The 21,766-nt window shown below is 52.5% G+C and carries 23 protein-coding genes, 1 tRNA gene and 1 riboswitch; of the genes, 11 read left to right on the plus strand and 13 right to left on the minus strand.

The genetic code is table 11. From position 1 onward, the window contains the following. The first annotated feature begins 289 nt into the window (after positions 1-289). The 3 genes from RB620_RS22520 to RB620_RS22530 all read left to right on the plus strand — a co-directional run bounded on the left by RB620_RS22520 (position 290) and on the right by RB620_RS22530 (position 1,274). A complete protein-coding gene (locus RB620_RS22520) occupies positions 290-412 on the plus strand; it encodes a hypothetical protein (protein WP_308098308.1) in 123 nt (40 codons plus the stop codon). Beyond that, complete coding sequence (locus tag RB620_RS22525) at positions 390-794, plus strand: hypothetical protein (protein WP_308098310.1); 405 nt, start codon at positions 390-392, stop codon at positions 792-794. Before RB620_RS22520 ends, RB620_RS22525 begins: the two co-directional genes overlap by 23 nt. A gap of 291 nt (positions 795-1,085) precedes the next feature. Continuing rightward, positions 1,086-1,274: a hypothetical protein gene (locus RB620_RS22530; protein WP_308098312.1), complete on the plus strand. Its 189-nt coding sequence runs from the start codon at positions 1,086-1,088 to the stop codon at positions 1,272-1,274. A 505-nt stretch (positions 1,275-1,779) separates the two neighbouring features. On the opposite strand, the gene RB620_RS22535 is transcribed toward RB620_RS22530, so the two are convergent. The 8 genes from RB620_RS22535 to RB620_RS22570 all read right to left on the minus strand — a co-directional run bounded on the left by RB620_RS22535 (position 1,780) and on the right by RB620_RS22570 (position 9,049). Continuing rightward, the gene (locus tag RB620_RS22535; protein ID WP_308098313.1) at positions 1,780-2,610 is read right to left on the minus strand and encodes a hypothetical protein; all 831 of its coding nucleotides are present in this window, start codon (positions 2,608-2,610) and stop codon (positions 1,780-1,782) included. Between the two features lie 27 nt (positions 2,611-2,637). Further along, positions 2,638-3,723 carry a D-Ala-D-Ala carboxypeptidase family metallohydrolase gene (locus RB620_RS22540; protein ID WP_308098315.1) on the minus strand — a complete coding sequence of 362 codons (1,086 nt, stop codon included), beginning with the start codon at positions 3,721-3,723 and terminating at the stop codon, positions 2,638-2,640. A 414-nt stretch (positions 3,724-4,137) separates the two neighbouring features. Then, positions 4,138-4,338 (minus strand): hypothetical protein, encoded by a 201-nt coding sequence (locus tag RB620_RS22545; RefSeq protein WP_308098317.1) that lies wholly within the window; start codon positions 4,336-4,338, stop codon positions 4,138-4,140. 129 nt (positions 4,339-4,467) lie between these two features. Beyond that, positions 4,468-4,544, minus strand: a tRNA-Arg gene (locus RB620_RS22550). Positions 4,545-4,635: 91 nt separating this feature from the next. Then, positions 4,636-5,424: a DUF2935 domain-containing protein gene (locus RB620_RS22555; protein WP_308098319.1), complete on the minus strand. Its 789-nt coding sequence runs from the start codon at positions 5,422-5,424 to the stop codon at positions 4,636-4,638. A gap of 125 nt (positions 5,425-5,549) precedes the next feature. Beyond that, the gene (gene cuyB / locus RB620_RS22560; RefSeq protein ID WP_308098321.1) at positions 5,550-6,269 is read right to left on the minus strand and encodes a cysteate racemase; all 720 of its coding nucleotides are present in this window, start codon (positions 6,267-6,269) and stop codon (positions 5,550-5,552) included. A gap of 65 nt (positions 6,270-6,334) precedes the next feature. Further along, a complete protein-coding gene (locus RB620_RS22565; RefSeq protein ID WP_308098323.1) occupies positions 6,335-7,837 on the minus strand; it encodes a UDP-N-acetylmuramoyl-L-alanyl-D-glutamate--2,6-diaminopimelate ligase in 1,503 nt (500 codons plus the stop codon). 27 nt (positions 7,838-7,864) lie between these two features. After that, positions 7,865-9,049 carry a carboxylate--amine ligase gene (locus RB620_RS22570; protein WP_308098324.1) on the minus strand — a complete coding sequence of 395 codons (1,185 nt, stop codon included), beginning with the start codon at positions 9,047-9,049 and terminating at the stop codon, positions 7,865-7,867. A gap of 273 nt (positions 9,050-9,322) precedes the next feature. On the opposite strand from RB620_RS22570, the gene RB620_RS22575 reads away from it, so the two are divergent. Next, the gene (locus RB620_RS22575; protein ID WP_308098325.1) at positions 9,323-9,520 is read left to right on the plus strand and encodes a Spo0E family sporulation regulatory protein-aspartic acid phosphatase; all 198 of its coding nucleotides are present in this window, start codon (positions 9,323-9,325) and stop codon (positions 9,518-9,520) included. Positions 9,521-9,527: 7 nt separating this feature from the next. Here RB620_RS22575 and tadA read toward each other — a convergent pair whose 3' ends face one another. Beyond that, entirely contained in the window at positions 9,528-9,992 is a 465-nt protein-coding gene (tadA, locus tag RB620_RS22580; RefSeq protein WP_308098327.1) for a tRNA adenosine(34) deaminase TadA, read from the minus strand. Positions 9,993-10,213: 221 nt separating this feature from the next. Between tadA and RB620_RS22585 the strand changes: the two genes are divergently transcribed. The 3 genes from RB620_RS22585 (at position 10,214) to rluF (ending at position 13,519) form a co-directional block, all read left to right on the plus strand. Continuing rightward, positions 10,214-12,034: a PAS domain S-box protein gene (locus RB620_RS22585; protein ID WP_308098329.1), complete on the plus strand. Its 1,821-nt coding sequence runs from the start codon at positions 10,214-10,216 to the stop codon at positions 12,032-12,034. A 67-nt stretch (positions 12,035-12,101) separates the two neighbouring features. Beyond that, positions 12,102-12,776: an NAD(P)H-binding protein gene (locus RB620_RS22590; protein ID WP_308098331.1), complete on the plus strand. Its 675-nt coding sequence runs from the start codon at positions 12,102-12,104 to the stop codon at positions 12,774-12,776. A gap of 41 nt (positions 12,777-12,817) precedes the next feature. Further along, on the plus strand, positions 12,818-13,519 hold the full coding sequence (gene rluF / locus RB620_RS22595; protein WP_308098333.1) for a 23S rRNA pseudouridine(2604) synthase RluF: 702 nt from the start codon (positions 12,818-12,820) through the stop codon (positions 13,517-13,519). 83 nt (positions 13,520-13,602) lie between these two features. Here rluF and motB read toward each other — a convergent pair whose 3' ends face one another. Further along, positions 13,603-14,430: a flagellar motor protein MotB gene (motB, locus tag RB620_RS22600; protein WP_308098335.1), complete on the minus strand. Its 828-nt coding sequence runs from the start codon at positions 14,428-14,430 to the stop codon at positions 13,603-13,605. Then, positions 14,414-15,214 carry a flagellar motor stator protein MotA gene (gene motA / locus RB620_RS22605; protein WP_308098338.1) on the minus strand — a complete coding sequence of 267 codons (801 nt, stop codon included), beginning with the start codon at positions 15,212-15,214 and terminating at the stop codon, positions 14,414-14,416. Before motA ends, motB begins: the two co-directional genes overlap by 17 nt. A 123-nt stretch (positions 15,215-15,337) precedes the next feature. Between motA and RB620_RS22610 the strand changes: the two genes are divergently transcribed. Beyond that, the gene (locus RB620_RS22610) at positions 15,338-15,631 is read left to right on the plus strand and encodes a hypothetical protein (RefSeq protein WP_308098341.1); all 294 of its coding nucleotides are present in this window, start codon (positions 15,338-15,340) and stop codon (positions 15,629-15,631) included. Between the two features lie 132 nt (positions 15,632-15,763). Beyond that, a complete protein-coding gene (locus tag RB620_RS22615) occupies positions 15,764-16,999 on the plus strand; it encodes an EAL domain-containing protein (RefSeq protein ID WP_308098343.1) in 1,236 nt (411 codons plus the stop codon). Here RB620_RS22615 and RB620_RS22620 read toward each other — a convergent pair. Next, entirely contained in the window at positions 16,996-17,529 is a 534-nt protein-coding gene (locus RB620_RS22620; protein ID WP_308098345.1) for a GNAT family N-acetyltransferase, read from the minus strand. The genes RB620_RS22615 and RB620_RS22620 overlap by 4 nt on opposite strands. 61 nt (positions 17,530-17,590) lie before the next feature. On the opposite strand from RB620_RS22620, the gene RB620_RS22625 reads away from it, so the two are divergent. After that, the gene (locus RB620_RS22625) at positions 17,591-18,886 is read left to right on the plus strand and encodes an MFS transporter (RefSeq protein WP_308098347.1); all 1,296 of its coding nucleotides are present in this window, start codon (positions 17,591-17,593) and stop codon (positions 18,884-18,886) included. A gap of 283 nt (positions 18,887-19,169) precedes the next feature. On the opposite strand, the gene RB620_RS22630 is transcribed toward RB620_RS22625, so the two are convergent. After that, positions 19,170-19,652: a C40 family peptidase gene (locus RB620_RS22630; protein ID WP_308098349.1), complete on the minus strand. Its 483-nt coding sequence runs from the start codon at positions 19,650-19,652 to the stop codon at positions 19,170-19,172. Between the two features lie 4 nt (positions 19,653-19,656). Beyond that, a riboswitch (cyclic di-AMP (ydaO/yuaA leader) is annotated at positions 19,657-19,808 on the minus strand. A gap of 209 nt (positions 19,809-20,017) precedes the next feature. Here RB620_RS22630 and RB620_RS22635 point away from each other — a divergent pair. Continuing rightward, positions 20,018-21,679, plus strand: coding sequence for a glutamine--tRNA ligase/YqeY domain fusion protein (locus RB620_RS22635; RefSeq protein ID WP_308098366.1), 1,662 nt, complete (start codon positions 20,018-20,020; stop codon positions 21,677-21,679). Positions 21,680-21,766: the final 87 nt, after the last annotated feature.

Here is a 21,766-nt window from a genome sequence, read left to right on the forward strand (position 1 = left end):
TAATCCCCCATGGGTGTCATTGTCTATAATTTCACTTCATTACCATTCCGCTAATTGGCGAAATTTATAAGTCGATATGGAGAAAGAGTTTCATATTTTTGCTAGCCGAAATATCGCTTGACAAGTAGCAAGAATAGGAAAAACAGCAGCAGCTTAAGAAGCGACATGTTTCGGTAAGCGCTCGAGGTGTAAGATTGTTCTCAATAGCCGGCATAGACTGAATAGGAAATTGTCTCGGTCGGTGTACCGATTGACGGAAGCGAAATAAGTATGGCGGAGGGATGGCAAGATGAGAGAACGAACCGAAGAAGACAAGTTGGCGTTCTACGATAAAGTGATGGGCATGGACGTATTCGACACGCATTCGCACCTGGTCGGGGATACGCTCGGTGCGCGCAGAGATCAGGCATAACCTCGATGCCTACAAGGAGTCGGGCTGCCCGGGCATTATGAACACTTTTCCGGCATATGCCGCAAGCGTCAATCGCCGCTACACGATTGGTCCAGGCAGCAGCGGGGACGAAATTTTGATGGAGCTGCTGCATGAAGTATGCGCCGGAGCCGCGCGGAACGGCTTGTTCGTCCAGTTCTTTCTGGGAGTCGAACGTTCCTGGTGCGGGGAGGCCGTACCGGCGAACGATACGCAGCGGATTCTGAAGCTGTCGGCACTATTCGACACCTACCGCTGCGCATTCGAGCTAGTACCGGCCTCGAATCTGAACAATCTGGATGCGGTGCAAGCCGCCTGGGATTTCCCGAACGTCACGTCGGGGGGGGGGGATGTGGTGGTTTAATTTTCGCAGAAGCACATATCGGGACAGTATGCAGTATCGGCTGTGAGGCGCTTCCCGCCAGTCAAAGCTCCATCGTCGTATCGGATGCGTGCAACATCGAATGGTGCTTCGGCAAGGTATGGGCGATCAAGCGGATTGCGGCAGAGTTTTTGTGGGAGCAGATGGAGTCGGGCTGGTTAGACGAAGAGACGGCGCTTCATACGGCGGAGGAGTGGCTGTACCGGAGCGCCGCCCGAAGGTACGGCTGCGAAGGCCATTCGTCCACGTAAGCGGACCCGGAAGATCATCGCGATGTTGCAAGATGATAATAACGATGGGGAGAAGAAAAGAGCAACGCGATTGAAGGCGATAATGGTCGGGCTCGGAAGCTCGGGCTTCAGCTGGTATAAGAGGCTGAGGGATAGAGGCTTGCTTCTTGCCGTCGTGGAAACGGGCCACGCCATGAAGGAGAAGATGGGGAACGATCCTTTTCCATTCTAAACGTCTCGGAAGGATGTTCTCGATCGGGAGATGCGGATTTTCTTGTCAACGCTACGTCTCTCCCGCCGCGCATACGCCTGTCAATTATGCGGCATTCGACAATCCCCACGCATTCTGTAAATCCGAATGATGTCCGAAGCAGAATGCGTCTAGCTTCTTCATCCAAGCGTAAAGCTGACGGCGATTAATTGTGGTTGGCTTTGCACCAATGGGTTGCCTTCTGGCCACTTGCACGGAACGCCTTGATCTGCACTTCCCATTTCATTCGAATCTCGTCTCTACCCATAGAAAAATCCTCCTCTGATTGGCTTCTGAGGAGGATTATCTCATAGCGACTGCGCGATTCGAAGGTGGGGAAGATTTGACGCTTACTTTAATAAAACTGGCTGTAATTAAAAGGGCAAGATATCCTAAGACCGAATGTATTCTTCTACCCAGCTTGCATCTGGGTAGAAGAAACAGAGCAGTCGGCTTAAGACCACTCTGTTCCTCAAAGGTATAGGGTCTATTTATCACCATTATGTTCCGAAATAGGCGGATTCCAAGTGAGCATATCGAAGACGACCCATTTTCCATCCGGGTTTATAATCGTAATCTTAAATTGATGTTCCCCCGATTCTGCCGCTTGTTTTCCTCCAAACTTAAAATCGACTACATAACTTTCGTAAAGCTCCTCAACTACATACTCAGTAGGCTCTCCATCAATATATTTCGCATGGTTTTTTTCTCGTTGTTCTCTTTCTGCTTGTGTTTCTTCTACCCCTTCAGGAGAAAAAACATCTTTCTCAGTCCAATTGTTTTCTTCAATTACTTTTTTCCAATATTCTTGATTGAGTCGTACAGATTCTTCGTAAGAAATTTCTTTACCCGTACTTTTCTCAATCATTTTTGCTTTATGGTCTGGTGCCGGTATCTTTGTGAATTCATAATCTACATTCTGCCAAGCATTTTCTCCAAAAAGGGATACGACCGAATCATGTTGATATTTATAAAATGGAGTAAAATCTAGTTCGGCATGATTTTGTGGAGGAATTTTATCGGGTAGTGTGCCTGCCTCATTGGGATCAGACTCTGTGTTGCCTGCACTCGCATTTGGCCATAGCTCCCGCATTTCAGAGTATTTCTCCTGCTCCATGAGTGAAAGATAGGTTTTTACAACTTCATCGCGAGGATCCTTGCTGGCAGGCGATTCAGTAACCGAAGAACCAGGTGTTGTAGTATCGATTGCGCTTGGTTGATTTGAATTCGTATAAATCGTAATGACATAAAATAAGGCAGCCACCAAAACGAATAATAATAGAATTGGCACAGTTAGTTTAAGAGTTAATTTTTTCATAAGTACACCTCTTCATCTGTAATTTAGTTACGGACCAAATTGAGCAGTGTCATATCCCGGTTGACGCTGAAGATGCAACCAATAAGAACCGTCACGTGGCATTGTCTCAATTTCGTACCCTCCAGATTTTCCATTTGACACTCTAGTTCTCCAGTATGAAGTGCCTACAGCAATGGGAGTACTGCTTGTATATTTGAATTCATTATATACACTGTTGTATAAGCTTTGTCCGCCAGCGTCGAATGCACGTCCACGCATGTGAAAACTTCTGTCCCATGAACCATCCGTTGTACTATTATTTTTCCATGAACGGAATGCACTAGACACAGACATGGATGAGTTCCCATTATAGTGGAATCTTACGTTCTCCAGAGACTGTAACTGATTCACAGAAAACTTTAGTTGTCTGTGATAAGCAGTTCCACTTGTATAGGCAGATGTACACCATACTTCATTAACTTTAAAATTATCTGAAAGTTGTGTAGTTCCGAGGGAAGTCGTCCAGTTGGTGATCCATGGTCCACCTACAATATAATGATTAGAATCAGCGAAAGGAGTAGTGCTATTAACTCTGAAATCAAAAACCTTTACTTGATCTGATGCAGAATCATAGTGGATAACCAAGGAACCTAATTGAAACGCTGCTGCCGTCAATCGAACATAACGAACGCCATCAATCATTTGTGCAGCCTTTTCTGTGGTGCCGGACCAAGTTAACGTGTTAGTTTTATTAGTGCTGGTGGCAGGATAATTTATTGTATACTGATTTTCGGTTGTGAAGGATGTTGATCCATTAACAAACCTGATAATCTGTCCATTACGGGTAATCTTCCATGTGTTTCCACTGGATTCGGATGTAAAAGTTGCACCTAAGATTTGAACTAGATCATCGACTTTGACCATAGTATACCCATCAACATTCTTCCCAGTTCTAAGCACGGTGTTTGATGTGGCTGGAACCTCCCCTGTCCCCCCTCCGACATTAGAAAATAATATTGTTTGATTGGTCGTTGCTGCGTGAACTGAGTCTTGTGAAAAGAAGAAAAAGGCTATTCCCAAGACAGCGCTGATTAAAAAAACGGTTCCGTGTTTGACGAGTGGCTTAAGACACATTCACAATACCTCCATTAATAGAATGTAGGATCATATGTCCGCATAAGAAATATTACCTACTTATGGCAAGAATAGCATGCATTTCTTTTTTTGTAAATGAATATTTAATATATAAAGATAGTGTATATCAAAATGATTGTGCCTAAACTGTCGGCTGGATTTGGAGAAAAAATAGATATAGAACAACTTTCAAAAATATCGAATTCACTGTGATGTCTTCGTACAAAAAGTATGAGGTGATTCGCGTATTATTATGAAGTGGAACTCCCCTTCTGATGAAGGATGGATTGAATAAGCCGAAGGAGAAAAAGGTAGCGAGTTGCTTGTGAAGCCTCCTTTTTTGCTGTGGCGTGATGACTAAATGCGAAATCAACTGCATATCACTCGACAATTTATTATTAAGAACCTCTAACCCTAATCGGTATAATTTATTGTCTCGAATGGCACGCTGTCATTATTTTGAGCGATTTCTAAAACGACAGTTGCCTCTGTAGTGATAGGTCTTGAGTCGAACTCATCTTGAGGCTGCCTATACAATAAACACTTCCTTTCTTGATTTTGTTGCCATATTACAAAAAAATATTTTGTAGCCCAGTTACTTCTAATCATGGACATGTTTCCTTTGTCCTCCTGCTGTCCTACCGAACAACAATGGACAACCGTCCCTACAAGTCCCTCCCGCGCACACGCCTACAAAAACAAAAAAAGAACCGCACACCAGTGCGGTTCTTGAATGTTTATATATGGCGCGCCCGATACGATTCGAACGTACGACCTGCAGTTTAGGAAACTGTCGCTCTATCCTGCTGAGCTACGGGCGCGCAACATTAGTTATTTTAACACGAGTCTTTCTGGACGTGCAACCCGCAACCGCCGCAACTGCTGGCGCAGCTTCAAAGATATGCCGATAGATTATTCCACCCTCGGCTTCGCCGGATCGCAGTCCGGCTCCTTGATGTCCCCGTTTTCGAACAGCTTCCGCAAGTAATAACATTCCTCTCGGAACATATGGTTGGGCATAAGCGGGTCGATGCGGCTGAGCAGCTCTTCGGTGAGCTCCAGCTCTTCGATCTCCTTCAGGAACGTCATGAACACCGCCATCTCCAGATTGACGTCGGAATGGAATTTGCGAAGCGCGGGGTATTGCTCCCGCATGGTGCGGAAGTACCCCGCGAGCTCGATTGCCTTCAGATAATATTGGTTAAAATGTTTCTCGAACTTCTGGCTCTGCTCGATCAGCCTTTTCTCGACGCCGTCGAGGTCCGCCGCGATCGCTCCGGCATGGCCGGCCGCGTCCGGCAGCCATAACAGATCGTGATGCAGGGAAGGGAACGTCGGAACGCCTTTCCCCTCCAGCAGGGAATTCAAGACGCGCAAATACTCTTCCAGCTCGTTGACCATATGGTTAAAGAACGAGGGCGACATGGCGACGGTGACTTTCCCCAGCAGCTGCCGATCCAGCAATTCAAGCTTGAACGCGCGGAGCTGCGTCGCCGCCTCCAACCCTTTGCCGTTCATTTCGGAAAGAGAGACGGACTGTTCTCTGGCTTGCTTCAGCAGCGTGTCGAACATGGTGATGAACTGCGCGGCTCTCCGGATATCGATTAATTCTTTCGGCGACAAGGCGTTATAGATGAATCTCGAGTGGTCGCCCAATATTTGCAGCCAGAACCGATGTTCGAACCAGGCTTTCTCGTCCATGCGCAGCATCCCTCCGCAAAGCTGTTGTTTATTTTAAGCTATGGGAGGGGGGCTTGTCTTATGTCATCGGATTTGTCCAAGGTGAAACTTATACTTTCTTATATTTCAAAAAAAGCCCTCGACGCCTAAACGTCGATGGCTTTTAATTGTTTGCCGGATAAGGTAATCGACTTCTCCACCAATACTTGCATGGCGTCGACGCTGACTTCGGCCGATTGGCGGCTGAGCTTGATGCAGGATAACTCGGTGCAGGCAAGGATGACGCAGCGGCAGCCTTGGTTCACGACCAACTCGTCGATCAAAGCTTCGAGTTCATCCGGGGAGAAGTCCATGTTGCTCTTCACGTTTGTATAAATGATTTTCATCGTCTGTTCTTGGATTCGATCGTCATGCACATGAAGCTCCATGCCGTATTGCTCGCACACCTTGGCGTAGATGCCACTGCGGATCGTGCCGTTCGTAGCCAGGATGCCGATGCGGCTGCCCTTGCCGTACTGATCGTGGATGAGCTTGATCGTCTCCTCTACCATGTGAATGATAGGGACGCTCGTCATGGCTTGCATTTCGTCATAAAAGTAATGGGATGTATTGCAAGGTATCGCGATATGGGATACGCCGGCCAGCTCCAGCAGCTTCAAGTCCTTCGCCACCGCTTCCAGGAACAGCTCGCCTCTGCCTTCGAGGATGACGGTCGTGCGGTCCGGAGCGGTTGCATGGTTCAGGATGATCATGTCGAGATGTTCCTGGTCGCGGTCGGCGGCCGTGTTCTCGATGACTTTGTCGAAGAAGACGGCGGTCGCCTTGGGGCCCATCCCCCCGATCACGCCTAAGCTTTTATGTTCCATATGTGTGATGACCTACTTTTTCTTCAAAATAGTTGCGAAGCGCCGGCAACAAAAGCAGCCGCCGGTTAGGCTTGGCTGCTCATAATTTCGCTGACGATCTCCGCTTCGTTGAACGGGATCTCCGTCTTGCCGATCACTTGCGTCGTCTCGTGGCCTTTGCCGGCGATGAGGATGACGTCATCCTTCTCGCTCATGGCAATGGCGAATTCGATTGCTTCGCGGCGGTCCACGATGCCTCGGTACTTGCCGCCCGCGGCTTCCACCGCGGCGGATACTTCGGCGATGATCGCGTCGGGATCCTGATTCTTCGGATTGTCTGAAGTGACGACGCAGAAGTCGGCATGCTCCGCCGCCACTTTGCCCATCGCCTCGCGTTTGCCGCTGCCATCCTTGCCGGGCGCGGCGTAGACGCCGAAGACGAGGATGAGCCGGCCTTTGGTAAACGGCCTAAGCGTCGCGAGCGCCTTCTCGAGACTGTCTTCCGTATGGGCGAAGTCGATGACGATTTTGCGGTCCGCGTCCTGGTAGACAACCTCCAGCCGCCCTTTGATGCGCTCTACGGCGCGAATGCCCGCGGCGATCTGCTCCAGAGAAACGCCTTCGCAATACGCGCATGCGACTGCGGCCAAGCTATTGTACACATAGATGAGTCCTGGGAGGTTCACTCGAATGTCTACCTTGCCAGCAGGCGTGTGGGCTACGTAAGTCGTATGATCGGCCTCGTACCGGATATTCGTCGCAAACACATCTGCCAATGCCGAGGATGAGCCGTCCCCGATGCCGTATGTCATCAGTTTGGTGTCGTAATGGCGAACCTTGTCCGCCAGCCGGCGGCCATACTCGTCGTCGATGTTGACGACGTTATAATCGCTCGTCAGGTCGAAGAGCATCGCCTTCGCCTCGTAATATTCCTCCATCGTCCGGTGAAGCTCCAGGTGGTCGGGCGTCAGATTCGTGAAGACGCCGATGCGGAAGCGGGAAGCCGCGGCCCTCTGCAAGCTAAGCGCATGCGAGGAGACTTCCATAACGCAGTAGTCGACATCCGACAGGGCCATGTCCGCGAACATATGCTGGAGATGGAGCGATTCCGGCGTCGTCGGCGTCGTCGACTTCGTCGATAACGTTCGGTCGCCGATCATGGCGCCGATCGTGCCGATGACGCCGACAGAACGTTTCGTCCCTTCGAGAATCGATTTGATAAAATAAGTCGTCGACGTCTTCCCGTTCGTCCCGGTAATGCCGATCAAGCTCAGCTTCTCGGTAGGTTCGCCGTAGAACTTGGCTGCGGTAAGCGCCAGCGCCTTGCGCGTATCCGGCACTTTCAGCACCGTGACGGAGGCAGGCACGCCTTGAAGCGCGATGTCTCGTTCGACGATGATCGCGGCGGCGCCGTTCTCCATCGCTTTGGCTACATAGTCGTGTCCGTCTACGGTAAACCCCGCAATCGCGACGAACAGACCATTTTCGGCCACTTCACGGGAATCGAAGGCGATCGACATAATGTCGACGTCAAGCTCGCCCTGCAGGGCGACAAAATCCAGCTTTTCCATTAAGGAACGCAGCAGCATGCCATCAGCCCCTTCTCTTCTATTAGCTTATTTACGAATCAGCTTGCTCATGACTTTGCCGCCAATGATAGAAGCGTAGGCAAGGCCTGGCTTCGGGTCGCTCCAGCGCCAGATGGCATTCGCCTTCGGCTTGAACAGGGAACGGAACACTTGCCCCGGCGTCAGCTGCTTCGTCTTGATATAGTCGCGTACCGCGAGCATATCCTCGTAGAAGTACCAGAACACGCGTCCCGTATTCTTCGTGATCGCTTTCGGCTCAACCGGCGAGCCGGTCAGCTCCCTATACGTGATGTACGGGAAATTAAGGCCTACTTCATATAATAAATTGTTTAAGTTCGTAATCCGAACGTTAATTTCGATCAAATAATACTGTCCCGTCTCCGCGTCCTTCTTGAATTCGATCTCGGCGAAGCCCTTCCAGCCGATCGCCTCCAGGAACGGAGCGCCGATCTCGAACAACTCGGGCACATGGCGCTGGCCTGTATAGACCGAGGCGCCGAAGTTGATCGGATATTGACGGAACTTCTGGCAAGTGAGCCAGTGCGTCACTTTGGAATCCTGATTCAAATAGGCGTCGAACGTGTACATATGGTCATCGAAGCCCGGAATGATTCGCTGGACGATCACTTCGAGTCCGGCTTTCTTCGCCTTCTCCAGCGCTTCGTTCAATTCTGCGTGGTTATGCACCTTGAACAGCTTGCGTCTGAACTTGGCTACGAAGGAGGGCGAGTCCGTCGGCTTCACGACGCAAGGGAATTTAATCATGGCATCGATCTTCTGGGCGAAATCTTCTTCGCCGACGCGGACCGTCTCCGGCACGTTCACGCCATGCTCCTGCGCCATGCGGTGGAGCACTTCCTTGTTCATGGCTTTCGTATACAGCCCTTGCTCCGTCTGCGGGATCAAGTAAAGCTCGCGAAGCTCGTCCAGATACTCGTCGATCACCTCGACATAGGAGTCGTGGCAAGGAATCAGCACGGGCTTGGCCGACTGTTTCTTCGCGTAATCCTTCAGAAATGCGATGAACGCGCTCGTCTCGTCCTTATAATGAGGGGAGATGAGGCGTTCGGATGTATATTTCGACAGCGCGCCGTAAGCTTGTTTCTCCGAATAATCGACAGCGACGGTATGTATGCCATGTTCGCCGAGACACCGGATGGTGCTGAGGCCGATGTAATAATTGCAACCTAGAATAACCGCTTTATTGTTCACAAGAGATCAACCCGCTATCCATTAGTATATGAAGACATTTTACTGCATCGCTTCTTATATTACAATTGCGGTCGGATGCCGCCGGAGATCGGGAAGAGAGAGGTGTAGGTCTATGGATCTACGAAAAAGGAATATATGCCCGCAGCTGTCGAAACATGCCTGAAAATTATAGCCATTCGTCGACAAGTTTTTACAAACTCTTCGGTTATGACGGAGTATAATGGAACTATTCCTAACACGTCTGCCAGATAAGGAGTGTGCCTCGAAGCGATTATGGATAAACAACACCTGCTGACTCAGTTGCAATCGCTTAGGCTCAAGCTTCACGAAATCGCCGAGGCGCGAGGCAGTTTGACAGACCCGGCCGTACTCGCAATCAGCGAAGAGGCCGACCAGCTCATCGTCGCGCTGCAATATTTGCAACGCGAGGAATTCGAGCATTCGTCCAATCTAAGAGATACAAAAAAATAGATGCTTCTCAACGATTTCGTAACTTTCGGAAAAATCGGGTAAGCAGCATAGCGCATTCCGCTTGCAGGACGCCGCTTGTGAGCTCCGTTTCGTGATTGAAACGGGGCTCTTGTAGTAGGTTCATAAGCGTTCCGGCGCAGCCGGCCTTCGGATCGACCGTGCCGTAGACGACGCGCTTCACGCGGGATTGGACAATGGCGCCGGCGCACATGGGACAAGGCTCCAGCGTGACGTACAGTGTACAATCGAGCAGCCGCCAGGCGCCGATCCGGTCGCAGGCGTCGCGGATGGCGACCAGCTCCGCGTGAGCGGTGGGGTCATGCGTGGTCTCCCGGAGATTGTGTCCGCGCCCAATGATTTCATTGTCCCGGACGATGACCGCGCCGATGGGAACTTCGCCGATCGCTTCGGCTTTCTCGGCTTCTGCGATCGCTTCCAGCATCCAATCGCGATCTTCTTGCTCTCTTCTCATAGTTGGGCTCCTATTCTAGCGATAGATTGATTTATTCAACGAACAAATATTCCGATGTTAACATGCAGTGGATAAATCTGTGGATAACTTTCGGATTATCAACAAAGTTACACACAATCCATCCACGTTTGTGTATAATGTATGTGGGTAGTGTGAATGGAATGTGGATAGTCATAAAGTCGCAAGTCTCCCCGATCATCTCGCGAAGGATGTGTCGTTCATTGTCGATTAAGTCCAAGCTGACGGCGGCAATCTCGCTCATGCTGGTATCCGTTGTCATTCTGTACCACTTGGTAAGCGAATATTCCATGGTACAAGGTTTCAAGCAATTGATGGCCGAGTCCATGCGCAATTCCGCCGAGCAAGCGGAGCAAGCCGTAGCCGATTACGTGAACCGGACGAACGCGTACGGTGAAAACAGTCTTCCCGGCCTAGAGGCCATGTTCCGGCAAATTCGCAGGGTTAATCCAATGATTAAGGAAATCACGGTATTTCGGGAAGATTCGAACGATATCGCTTTCGGTACATACGCTTATATCGATGCTAACAACGATCCCTTCATCGCGCAAGCGCTGCAGGGCAATTCCTTCGAGTATAAGGAAACCAAGTATAACGGCGATCCTCATTTCCGCAGCTACTATTCGAGTGGAAAGTTACAGGGCTACGTCGTCAGCATCGTGTACGACCAGTCGATCATGAACCAGATGGTCGGAATGAAACGAAATAACGCCCTCCTCTTCACGGGATTGTTCCTGCTGCTGATGATGGTATTGATTTACGTGTTGGTCGGGTTCATGATCCGGCCGCTTAAGGATATTTTGTGGAAGGTTAACGAAGTATCTTCCGTTCGGTTCCATAAGCCGATCCAAATCAAGCGCAAGGACGAATTCGGCTTGCTCGCGCTGAAGATTAACGCAATGTCCCAGAATCTTAGCATCTATATGAGCAAGCTCCGGAAGGCGTTCGAAGAGAACCGGCGGATGAAGGAACATCTGGAGTCGTTCATTAACCATTCCTACGATGCGATTCATCTGATGGATTTGGACGGCAAAGTGATCCAAATCAACCGAGCGTTCGAGCAGCTGTTCGGATACGAAGAGTCCGAGGTGCTTGGGATGCGGTTCCCCACCGTGCCCGATACGCACAGGATGGAGAAACGCCAAATGATCGGCCTTCTGCTCGCGGGCAAGAAGCTTCCCGCCCAAGAGACCGTACGCATGACCAAGTCCGGCGAAATCATTCCCGTCAGCGTCATGGTGTCTCCGATTCGGGATTCGGACGGTACGATCCGGGCGTTCGCGAGCATTTGCCGCGATATGCGCAGCCGCAACCGAATGGAGGAGCTGCTTCGCCGTTCGGAGAAGCTGACGACGGTAGGCCAGCTCGCCGCGGGGGTCGCGCACGAAATTCGTAATCCGCTCACGACGCTTCGCGGATTCCTGCAGCTGCAGCAGCAGAGCCAGAAGCTGAATGTGTCTCACGTCAATCTAATGTTATCGGAGCTCGACCGCATTAACCTGATCGTCGGCGAATTTCTGATCTTGGCGAAGCCGCAAGCGACGAAATTCGTGACGAAAGACGTGAGGGACGTCCTGAACGACGTGCTTGTGTTCCTCGACAGCGAGGCGCATCTGCATAACATCGAGTTCAGGACCGTCATTACGGAAGAAGAATGCCGAATCTCCTGCGAGGAGAACCAATTGAAGCAAGTGTTCATCAATCTTCTTAAGAACGCGATCGAAGCGATGCCCGGAGGCGGCTCCGTTCATATCTCGATCCAGCGGAAGAGCGATCGCATCGCGATTTCCATTACGGACGAAGGCGTCGGCATCCCGGAAGAGCTCATCTCGAAGATCGGAGATCCGTTCTTCACGGCGAAGGAGACGGGCACGGGGCTAGGCATCATGGTGAGCCAGCGCATTATTAACAGCCATCAGGGCACGCTCGATATTCAGAGCCAGGTGAATGTCGGCACATCCGTAAAGGTGACGCTGCCTGCGCAGAAGCCGGAACGGAAAGAAGATCTCCCGGCAGCGCAATAAGCAAACTTGCCATTAAGCGGCGTAAATATAGCAGCTCTAGCTCATAAAGAGAAGGAGAGGGTCAAGTATGGGGCGAAGAGCGATCATTGCCGGTGCGACAGGATTGGTGGGCGGAGAGCTGGTCAAGCTTCTGCTTGGACAGAAAGGGTATGACGGAATTACGGTGCTTGTGCGTAGAAGAATCAACATCGCGCATCCGAGACTGACCCAGCTTGTCGTCGATTACGAGCAGCTCGGCGCGTTGCCGGCGGAGCTGTTCACGGGAGCCGATGTTTACTGCGCGCTGGGCACGACAATGAAGAAAGCGGGATCCAAGGCGAATTTCGAGCGGGTCGATTACCATTATCCGATGGAGCTGGCCAAGCTGGCGAAGCGCGCAGGCGCGGAGAAGTTGTTGGTCGTAACGGCGGCGGGGGCGGATACGGGCTCCATGTTCTTCTATAGCAAGGTGAAAGGAAGGCTGGAGACCGATCTCCAATCGCTGTCGTTTCGTTCGCTCCATCTCTTCCGCCCGTCCCTTATCCTCGGCGACAGAAGTGAATTCCGACTGGGCGAGCGCGTGGCATCACGATTAATGGGCTCTGGTTCCTTCTTATTCGCGGGTCCGGCACGCAAGTACAAGCCCGTTCGCGCGGAGATCATTGCCCAGGCAATGGCGTCGGTGGCGCTGGCGACGCGGGATATCCCGACAGTGATTCCGTCCCACGAGCTGGAACCGATGGCCGCGATGTTGCGGAAATAAACAAGTTAGTGTAGCATACGCTACAGCGAGGTGAGACAGCGGTGAGAATCAATAAATTTATAAGCGAGACCGGCTTCTGCTCCCGCCGGGAGGCGGACAAGCTAGTCGAAAGCGGTAAAGTAACCATTAACGGCGAGATTGCCATATTAGGCAGCCAGGCCGAACAAGGCGACGACGTTCGCGTGAACGGCAGGCGCATCGGCGAACAGCGGCGTCATGTCTATATCGCATTAAACAAGCCTGTTGGCATTACGAGTACGTCGGAGAGCCATATCAAAGGAAATATCGTGGGTTTTGTCGGCCATGCCGAACGAATCTTCCCCATAGGACGGCTCGACAAGGATTCGGAAGGGTTGATCCTGCTCACGAACGACGGGGATGTCGTCAACCCGATTCTTCGGTCCGAAGGGAAACACGAGAAGGAATATATCGTCACGGTGGACAAGCCGCTCACGGACGCCTTCGTGAAGGGCATGTCCCAAGGCGTCAAAATACTCGGAAGCCTGACGCTGCCTTGCAAGGTGACGCGAGCCGGCGAGCGGATGTTCCGGATCATCTTGACGGAAGGCCGCAATCGGCAAATTCGGAGAATGTGCGAAGCGTTCGGATATCACGTCCGCAAGCTGAAGCGCGTTCGGATCATGAACATCCATCTAGGCGAGCTGCCGGTGGGCAAGTGGCGCGATTTGACGGAGGACGAACGCAGGGAGCTGTTCGGTTTGCTCCAATACAGTCCGCAGTAAGCAACCGAATACGAGCGCGAGCTCACAAGCAAACAACCCGGCATCAAGTATGCCGGGTTGTTTGCTGTATCTATGCACTTCCGCTATTGAGCCGCAGTGCCGTCTACCTTCAAGGTTTGCGGGTTCGCTTGATTCACGTACGTATGGAGGATCGAAACTTCGACGCGGCGGTTCTTCGCCTTGCCCGCCGCCGTATCGTTCCCCGCGACCGGATGGTATTCGCCGTAGCCGATCGCGCTGAATCGTTTCGGATCCAGCTTCTTGTTCTCCAGCATGACATCCATGAAACGAACGGCGCGCATGGAGCTCAGATCCCAGTTGGAGCGGAACTGAAAGTTGTTGATCGGCGTATCGTCCGTATGGCCGGCGACGATGACGTCGTAATTCGGATATTGCGTCAGCATTGTCGCGATGGCGGTCGCAAGCTCCTTGGATTCCGGCTTGATGCTCGCTTGCGCCGGAGCGAACAAGGCGTTGTCGCTGATCGTAATGAGCAGCTGCGACATGTTCAGCTTCGTCTCCAGATCGGAGGTTAGGCCATTCTTATCGATATAATCGTCGATCTTTTTCTTCAGATCCTCAAGCTCGGCTTGCTCTTGCTTAATGAGCTCGTTCATCTGAGCCTCGGATTCCTGATTTTTCTCATCTTTTTTATCGTCGCCGGTCTTCTCTTTCTTGGTCGGATCTTCGCCTTCCTGCACGATGGAGGGTAGCTCGAGCACGCCGCTGCCGTTGCTGAGCGCGATGCTGAAGGCTTGCGACATCTCTTCGAATTTCTTCACGTCGATGGAATTCATGGAATACAACACGATGAAGAGCGCAAGTAGCAAAGTCAGCAAGTCGGCATAAGGAATGAGCCATGATTCGTCCACATGCTCTTCGTGATCGTCGTGCTTACGCTTTTTGCTCAACGGCCCCTTCCTCCTTCTCTCTTAACTGCTGACGCTCCGTCGGCGTGAGGAAGACGGACAGCTTCTGATTAATCGCGATGGTGGAGACGCCGGATTGAATGGACAGCAGCCCTTCCAGCATCATCAGCCGGATTTGAATCTCTTGTTTGGAGATACGTTTCAGCTTATTGGCAATCGGATGCCACAATACATAACCTGTGAATATACCTAGTAGAGTTGCGATAAAGGCGCCGGCGATCGCATGCGCGAGCTTATCCATGTCGCTCATCTCGGAGAGCGCGGCGACAAGGCCGACAACGGCTCCGAGTACTCCGAGCGTAGGGGCGTAGGTTCCGGCTTGCGTGAAAATTAATGCGCCTGCTTTGTGGCGATCTTCCGTCGCCGCGATATCTTCGAGCAAGACGTCGCGTACGAGATCCTGGTCATTGCCGTCGATGATCATGCGCATGCCGTTGCGGAGAAACGCGTCTTCGATTTCGTCGACTCGTGCTTCGAGGGCAAGCAAGCCTTCGCGGCGCGTGATGGACGCCCATTCCATGAAGCGGCTGATCAGCTCTTCGCGGGAGGTCAGCTTTTGCTCCGAGAACACGATTTTGAACAATTTCCCGACCTTCTTCAGCTCGGACATCGGGAAAGCAACCATGACGGCGGCGACCGTGCCTAGGATAATAATCATATAGGCAGCAGGATTAAGGAGCGACGACAAGTGTGCGCCTTTCAGCACCATCCCGCCCAACACTGCGACTAAACCTAACACAAGACCAATAATTGTTGAGTTTTTCATCATGCACCCCGTCCAGTATGTTTTCTATATTACGCTTGTCTACTTCTATTTATATCGTCAAAAGGGTATTCTGAGATTATAGTAATCGACAGCGAACCATAATTTAAGGAGATGTGTGGAACAATGGGAGTACGTCACGCGCGCGAATACGCGGATATATTGAAGGATTTGACGAATGCTGTAGGCGATATCGAAGGCAGCTATACGTTCTTCGAGATGGAGCCGGACGAATGGGAGGCGCTGCCGCCGACCGACCGGCACGAGGTGATGGAGGCGCTGGCGGACGATGTATTCTTCGGTCTCGGGGAGAATCCCGCGATTAAGGTGGGACAAGGCGAGATCGTATACAACAACAAACATCATATTATAGAAGTGATGCAAGGTGACAACGTCATTCACATCATCCGATTGATCTGACGCTCTTTGGCAAATGTGACAAATTCGAATCGAATTCTGTCGAATCTTTACAACGTTAAAGCTCTCCATTAGAATAGAACCAAATCTATATGGCATTTTAGCTGACATGCACATGACACTGGGGAGAGTAACATGATAGGTTCTCATTCGGCTGGCCCGTTGCCGCAAGCGCTTCGATTGGACGGGGAATCCATAGCGGCTTTCTATCAGCCCATCATCGCGCTCGATACGCGGAGGATTGAAGGTTACGAAGTTCTCGGGAGAGCGGTAGGGAAGGAGTCTCTGCGCAGTCTGGGCCCCTTCTTCGGCGATGGTTCCATCCCGATGGAGGATCATCTGCTGGTGGACCGTCTGCTGCGGGAGCAGGCAATCGCGAAGCATGCACTCGTGCGTAATCCCCCGCTTCTCTTCCTGAACCTGAAGCCGGCTTGGATTTATCAGCAGGGACAGACGGGCGAGCTGTTTACGCTGGATCTCCTGAGCAGATATAACGCGGACCCATCGCGGATCGTCATCGAAATTACGGAGGAGAGCTTTCAGGGCTCGATGGATGTCCTTCGGTCGGTCATCGACCGCTATCGGTCGCAAGGCTGCTTGATCGCGATCGACGACGTCGGAAGCGGATTCAGCAGCGCCGACCGTATCGCGCAGATTCAGCCGAACTTGCTGAAGATCGATATGCACATGGTGAAACGAAGCGCGACGCATAACGGCTATTATGGCGTGCTTCGATCCTTCTCCGAGCTTGCCGAACAGATCGGGGCATCGTTGTTGTTCGAAGGCGTGGAGACAACAGAGGATTTGGAGCGGGCGATTAGGTCCGGAGCGAGGTACGTGCAGGGTTATCTCTTCGCGCGAGCCGGTGCTGATTTCCTTGAAGCATCCAGCTTCGCGCCCGTCATCGAAAACGAGCTGGACCGGCATTTGAAGCGGTTCGCCATGACGGAGAGAAGATGGCAGCAGCAAGCGGAACGGCTGGCAGAGCAGCTGCAAGCGATCGTTCGGGACGCCGAAACGCCGGAGGCGGCCGACGAATGGCTGGAATCGCTGCTTCCGAATTTGGGGCCGGAATGCTCGAAGGTCTATATCTGCAATGAAGAGGGCATTCAGCTGTCCGCCAACTTCGGCCGCGCTGAGAATGGCGGGTGGCAGCGCGAAGAAGAGTATCGGCATGCCAACTGGAGCTGGCGGCCGTACTTCGTGCCGAATTTGGTGCAGTTGAACGATAGCCGCCGAGCGATCGTATCCCGCTCATACACCGATCTGGATTCGAGAGCCTGGATCCGTACCATCTCGGTGCTCGTCCGGCCCGGTCTCATCTTGTTCGCGGACAGCAAAGACGAGGAGAGCCCAGGGCTTGAAGATTAGGACGGATCGAAGACCATGCAGTGGAAGAACTCCATTCGCTCTTCTCCGGGCATCGGGCGCAAGTACGTATCGGCAATGGCGAAGCCGGCCTTCTCGTAGGCGCGAATCGCACGCGTATTCCAGACTTGCACTTCCAGGTCGATCTCGCACCCGGGCGAGCGCATGAGCGCTTCTTCCGCCATGCGGCGGACGGCGGCGGGGCCTAAACCCAGGCCGCATAGATCGGGACGCAGTCCCAGTCCGAGCCTTGTAACGTTACCCATCGGGAAGAACTGGGCATAACCGATGAGCGTAAGCCGTTCGTCCAGAAATGCGCCATATTGCTCCATCCGCAGGACGGGATCGCCGAATTCGATTTCGTCCTTTTGCATCTGTTCCCAGCTTGGCCAGTTGAAGCGTTCATAGGGAGGCTCGTACTTCCATTCGCAAACTTGAGCGGCATGAACCGGTTCCAGCGGCACGATAGTCAGCGCGGACGGATTTGGTTTATAATAAGTAGGGTTTGGTTGGTTATCTGAATGGTTCATCATTATTTGATTATAACAGACGGACGCTGCCTAGTGCGTACATAGGGTAAGGGGAATCGGCAACGTGAAGAAGCTGCTATGGATCGGTTGTTTATCGTATCTCGTCATTGGCATCGCCCACGTGGTGGGCGGATCGATATTGGAGCAGTTGATCGATTATTACGGCGTTACCTACAAGGATGGCGGACAATGGATCATGAACCAGTTCCTCGGCTTCATGGTGGGTGTCCTATTGGCGCCGACATTGACCTCGCGCATCGGGAAGCGCGGCGCCGTCCTGCTGGCCATGGGCTTGCTGACCGTAAGCGAGGCGGCTTATAGCTTGCTGCTCCCTTGGGGCTGGATGCTGGCGTTCGCGCCGCTCGCGGGGATCGGCTTCGGGATGACGGAGGCGATCGTCGGAGCGGCGGTCATCGATCTGATGAAAGGGAAAGCATCGGCGATGAGCCGGCTGGAGACGTTTTTCGGAATCGGCGCCCTCATTATCCCAGTAACGGCGGCATACTTGATTGGGCAGCATGTATGGCAGCTGTCGTTCCCGATTCTCGCCGCCATGGCGGGCATCACGTTCGTATTATGGCTGACCATGTCCTTCGGCGAATTAGACGGCCAGCTAGGCATGACTGTGAAGAGAAGCGATGCGGATGCGGACCGCGAAGGGGTTATAGGCATAAGCGGAAGCGTTGGTTCGCCTGTTGACGTCGAACAAAGCAATGCGAGAACGTTGGGCAAACGCGGCGGGCGGGGCTTGCTTGGCTATTCGGGCCAAATGCTGCCCTTCCTCGCGCTCAGCGCCTTGTTCTTCCTTATCTATGTCGGCATGGAGATGAGCTTCTCCAATTATCTTCCTTCGATCCTGATAACCAGATCGGGTATGGGGGAAGCGGGAGCGGCCGCGTCGCTCAGTCTCTTCTGGGGTACCGTCGTGCTCGGCCGCTTATTCGCGGGCATCATTGCCGACCGGATCGGTTACGCCAAATATTTGACGATTGCCACGATAGGCGCGGCTGCGGTGTTCGGCATGATGACGCTGTTCGGCGGAACGTTCTGGATGCTCGCGTTAATCGCGCTCAGCGGCTTATGTTTCTCCGGTATCTTCGGCATCGCGCTCGTGTACGCCAACGGGCTGCTGCCAGGCATGACGGAGCGTACGACCAGCTTGCTTGTCGCATTCGGCGGCATCGGCGGGGCGTTGTTCCCGCGGATCACCGGCTGGCTGATGGATCGTTACGACGTGGAGCTAACGGTCGGATACTTGGCTTCCCTCGTTGTCGTCATGCTGCTCCTGCTGGGGGCGATGCTCATGCAAGGACGCCGGTTGCTCAAGCTCTCCCCGCCTGCGCAGACCGAACCTCGTTAACGAATTCTCTGCAGGCAAGTAAGAAGCCGCTCCGACGAGGATTGTTCCTCCGTTCGGGAGCGGCTTTTCGTTCAAATATAAGAAAACTTGCTGCTTAAGTGATAAAAGAAGGCTGCCTGCCCGATATGCCATATCGGAGAGGCAGCCTTGCTTTGATTACCACATCAGAAAGTTTAAGTTCTTTATAGCGATAAAGCGTAAAAGAAGTTCTTTCTGATTGGCGATAAAAACTTCCGCTTAAACGCGGTCGCACATCCTCGAATTACTCCGATAGGAGTTTTTCTCATTTGGCGTCGACAGCGTAGGACTCGTATTCTTTTGCGTCCATCACGCGACGCGCGGTTACGAAGCGCGATTTGTAATAAGAACCGTTCAAGGCTTCGATCGTAACGCCGTATCTCGTGGAAGTGTGGGCGAAGTTGCCGTCGCCGACGTAGATGCCAACATGAGAAATGCCGCCGTCCACTTTGCCGCTTGTGTCGAAGAAGACCAGATCGCCCGGTTGAAGATCCGCCTTGGCGACTTTCGTGCCTACTGTTGCTTGGTCTACGGATCTGCGAGGAAGGTTGATGCCCATCTTCTCGAAGACGTAGCCGGTAAATCCGGAGCAGTCAAAACCTCTTGCGGTAGTGCCGCCGTACGAGTAAGGCGTTCCGACAACACCATCGATGATGCCGTCCATCTCGGAGCTTGCGAATGCGCTTCCTGCCTGGAATGCCAGCAGAAGCACAAGCCCCAGCAAAACAGAGCTAATCTTCTTCTTCAACTTGTGTTACTCCTTCCGGTGCCGACGAGGTTAGCTGTGGGGTTCGGTTGAAGGTTCCCTATGACTTCACAGGCGCTGTAGAAAACCAGACGTCGAAGTCAATTCACCCAGAGTGGTTCCCCCGTTTCCCTAGCGGGAATTAGGCAATATAATCCAAGCTTCTTTTCTAAGCAATATATTAATAGGAAAATGTAGATTCGTGTTGAATATGAGAAGATATTAATAATAGATTGATAGAATTGTGCAGCAGCCTGAAAATCATATCGAATCAAACGCTTCCAATGCGTGTAATTCTGGCGAATTTTGTGTATGATAAAGAGATAAAAACATAGTGTGGAAGGGGTAGGTCGCGAGTGGAGAACGCGCTGGAGAACAAAACATCATCCTCAAATTTTATAAAAAATATCGTCGTGGAAGATTTGAAGAGCGGCCGCGTGCAGGAGATTATTACTCGCTTCCCGCCGGAGCCGAACGGTTATTTGCATATTGGCCACGCCAAGTCGATCTGCCTGAACTTCGAGCTGGCGGACGAATTCAAAGGAAAAACGAACTTGCGCTTCGACGACACGAACCCCGTCAAGGAAGATACGGAATATGTCGACGCGATCCAAGAAGATGTGCGGTGGCTCGGCTTCGATTGGGAGGAGCTGCGGTTCGCGTCGGATTATTTCGAAGAGTTGTATAACCGCGCGGTACTGCTGATCAAGAAGGGCAAGGCTTACGTCTGCGACTTGACCGCGGAAGAGATGCGCGAGACGAGGGGCACGCTTACGGAACCGGGCAAGGAAAGTCCTTACCGGAGCCGCAGCGTGGAGGAGAACCTGGATCTGTTCGCCCGGATGCGCGCCGGCGAATTCAAGGACGGCGAGCGCGTCCTGCGTGCGAAGATCGACATGGCATCGCCGAACATCACGATGCGCGATCCGGTGCTCTACCGAATCTCCCATTCGCATCATCACCGTACGGGCGACGCTTGGTGCATTTATCCGATGTACGACTACGCCCATCCGCTCAGCGACGCGATCGAAGGCATCACGCATTCGATCTGCACGCTGGAATTCGAAGATCATCGCCCGCTCTACGATTGGGCGATCGCGGAATGCGAGATGGAGAGTACGCCTCGCCAATACGAGTTCGCCAGGCTGAACATTACCAATACGGTCATGAGCAAGCGGTACCTGAAGCAGCTCGTGGACGAAGGCGTCGTGGACGGCTGGGACGATCCGCGGATGCCGACCATTAGCGGCATGCGCCGCCGCGGCTATACACCGGAGGCGATTCGCGCGTTCTGCCGCGAGATCGGGGTGGCGAAGAGCAACAGCGTCGTGGATGAGCGGAACCTGGAGCATTTTATCCGGGAAGATCTGAAGCTGAAGGCGCTGCGCACGATGGCGGTGCTGCGGCCGCTCAAAGTTATGATCACCAACTATCCGGAAGGACAGACGGAGCTGCTGGACGCGGAGAACAACTCGGAGAACGAAGAGATGGGCACGCGCCAAATTCCGTTCTCCCGTGAAATTTATATCGAACGCGACGATTTCATGGAGAATCCGCCGAGCAAGTATTTCCGCTTGTTCCCCGGCAACGAGGTACGCCTCAAGCATGCGTATTTCATCACTTGCCAAGAGGTCGTGAAGGATGAGAACGGCGAAGTCGTCGAGCTGCGCTGCACGTACGATCCGAAGACGAAGAGCGGAAGCGGATTTACCGAGCGGAAGGTGAAGGGGACGATCCATTGGGTCGAAGCGTCGCAAGCGGTGCCCGCGGACTTCCGGCTGTTCGAGCCGCTGATCACGGACGAAGCACAATCTTCGGACAAATCGTTCCTGGAATGCATCAATCCAGATTCGCTGCAGGTGGAGCGCGGATACGTCGAGCCGAATATGAAGGATGCGGCGGGGGGAGACAAGTTCCAATTTTTCCGCCATGGCTACTTCAGCGTGGATCCGAAGGATTCTTCGGACGGGAAGCTGGCTTTTAACCGGATCGTGTCGCTCAAGAGCTCATTCGATCCGTCCAAAGCATAGAAGCGAGCGTCGGCATAAGCCTGTCAAGCCTCCCCGCTTGGCAGGTTTTTTTGGATAGGGGTGTGCGGCTCGCTACAACTGACAACT

Origin of the sequence: Paenibacillus sp. LHD-117, from assembly GCF_030929555.1 — a bacterium.
Taxonomy (GTDB): Bacteria; Bacillota; Bacilli; order Paenibacillales; family Paenibacillaceae; genus Pristimantibacillus.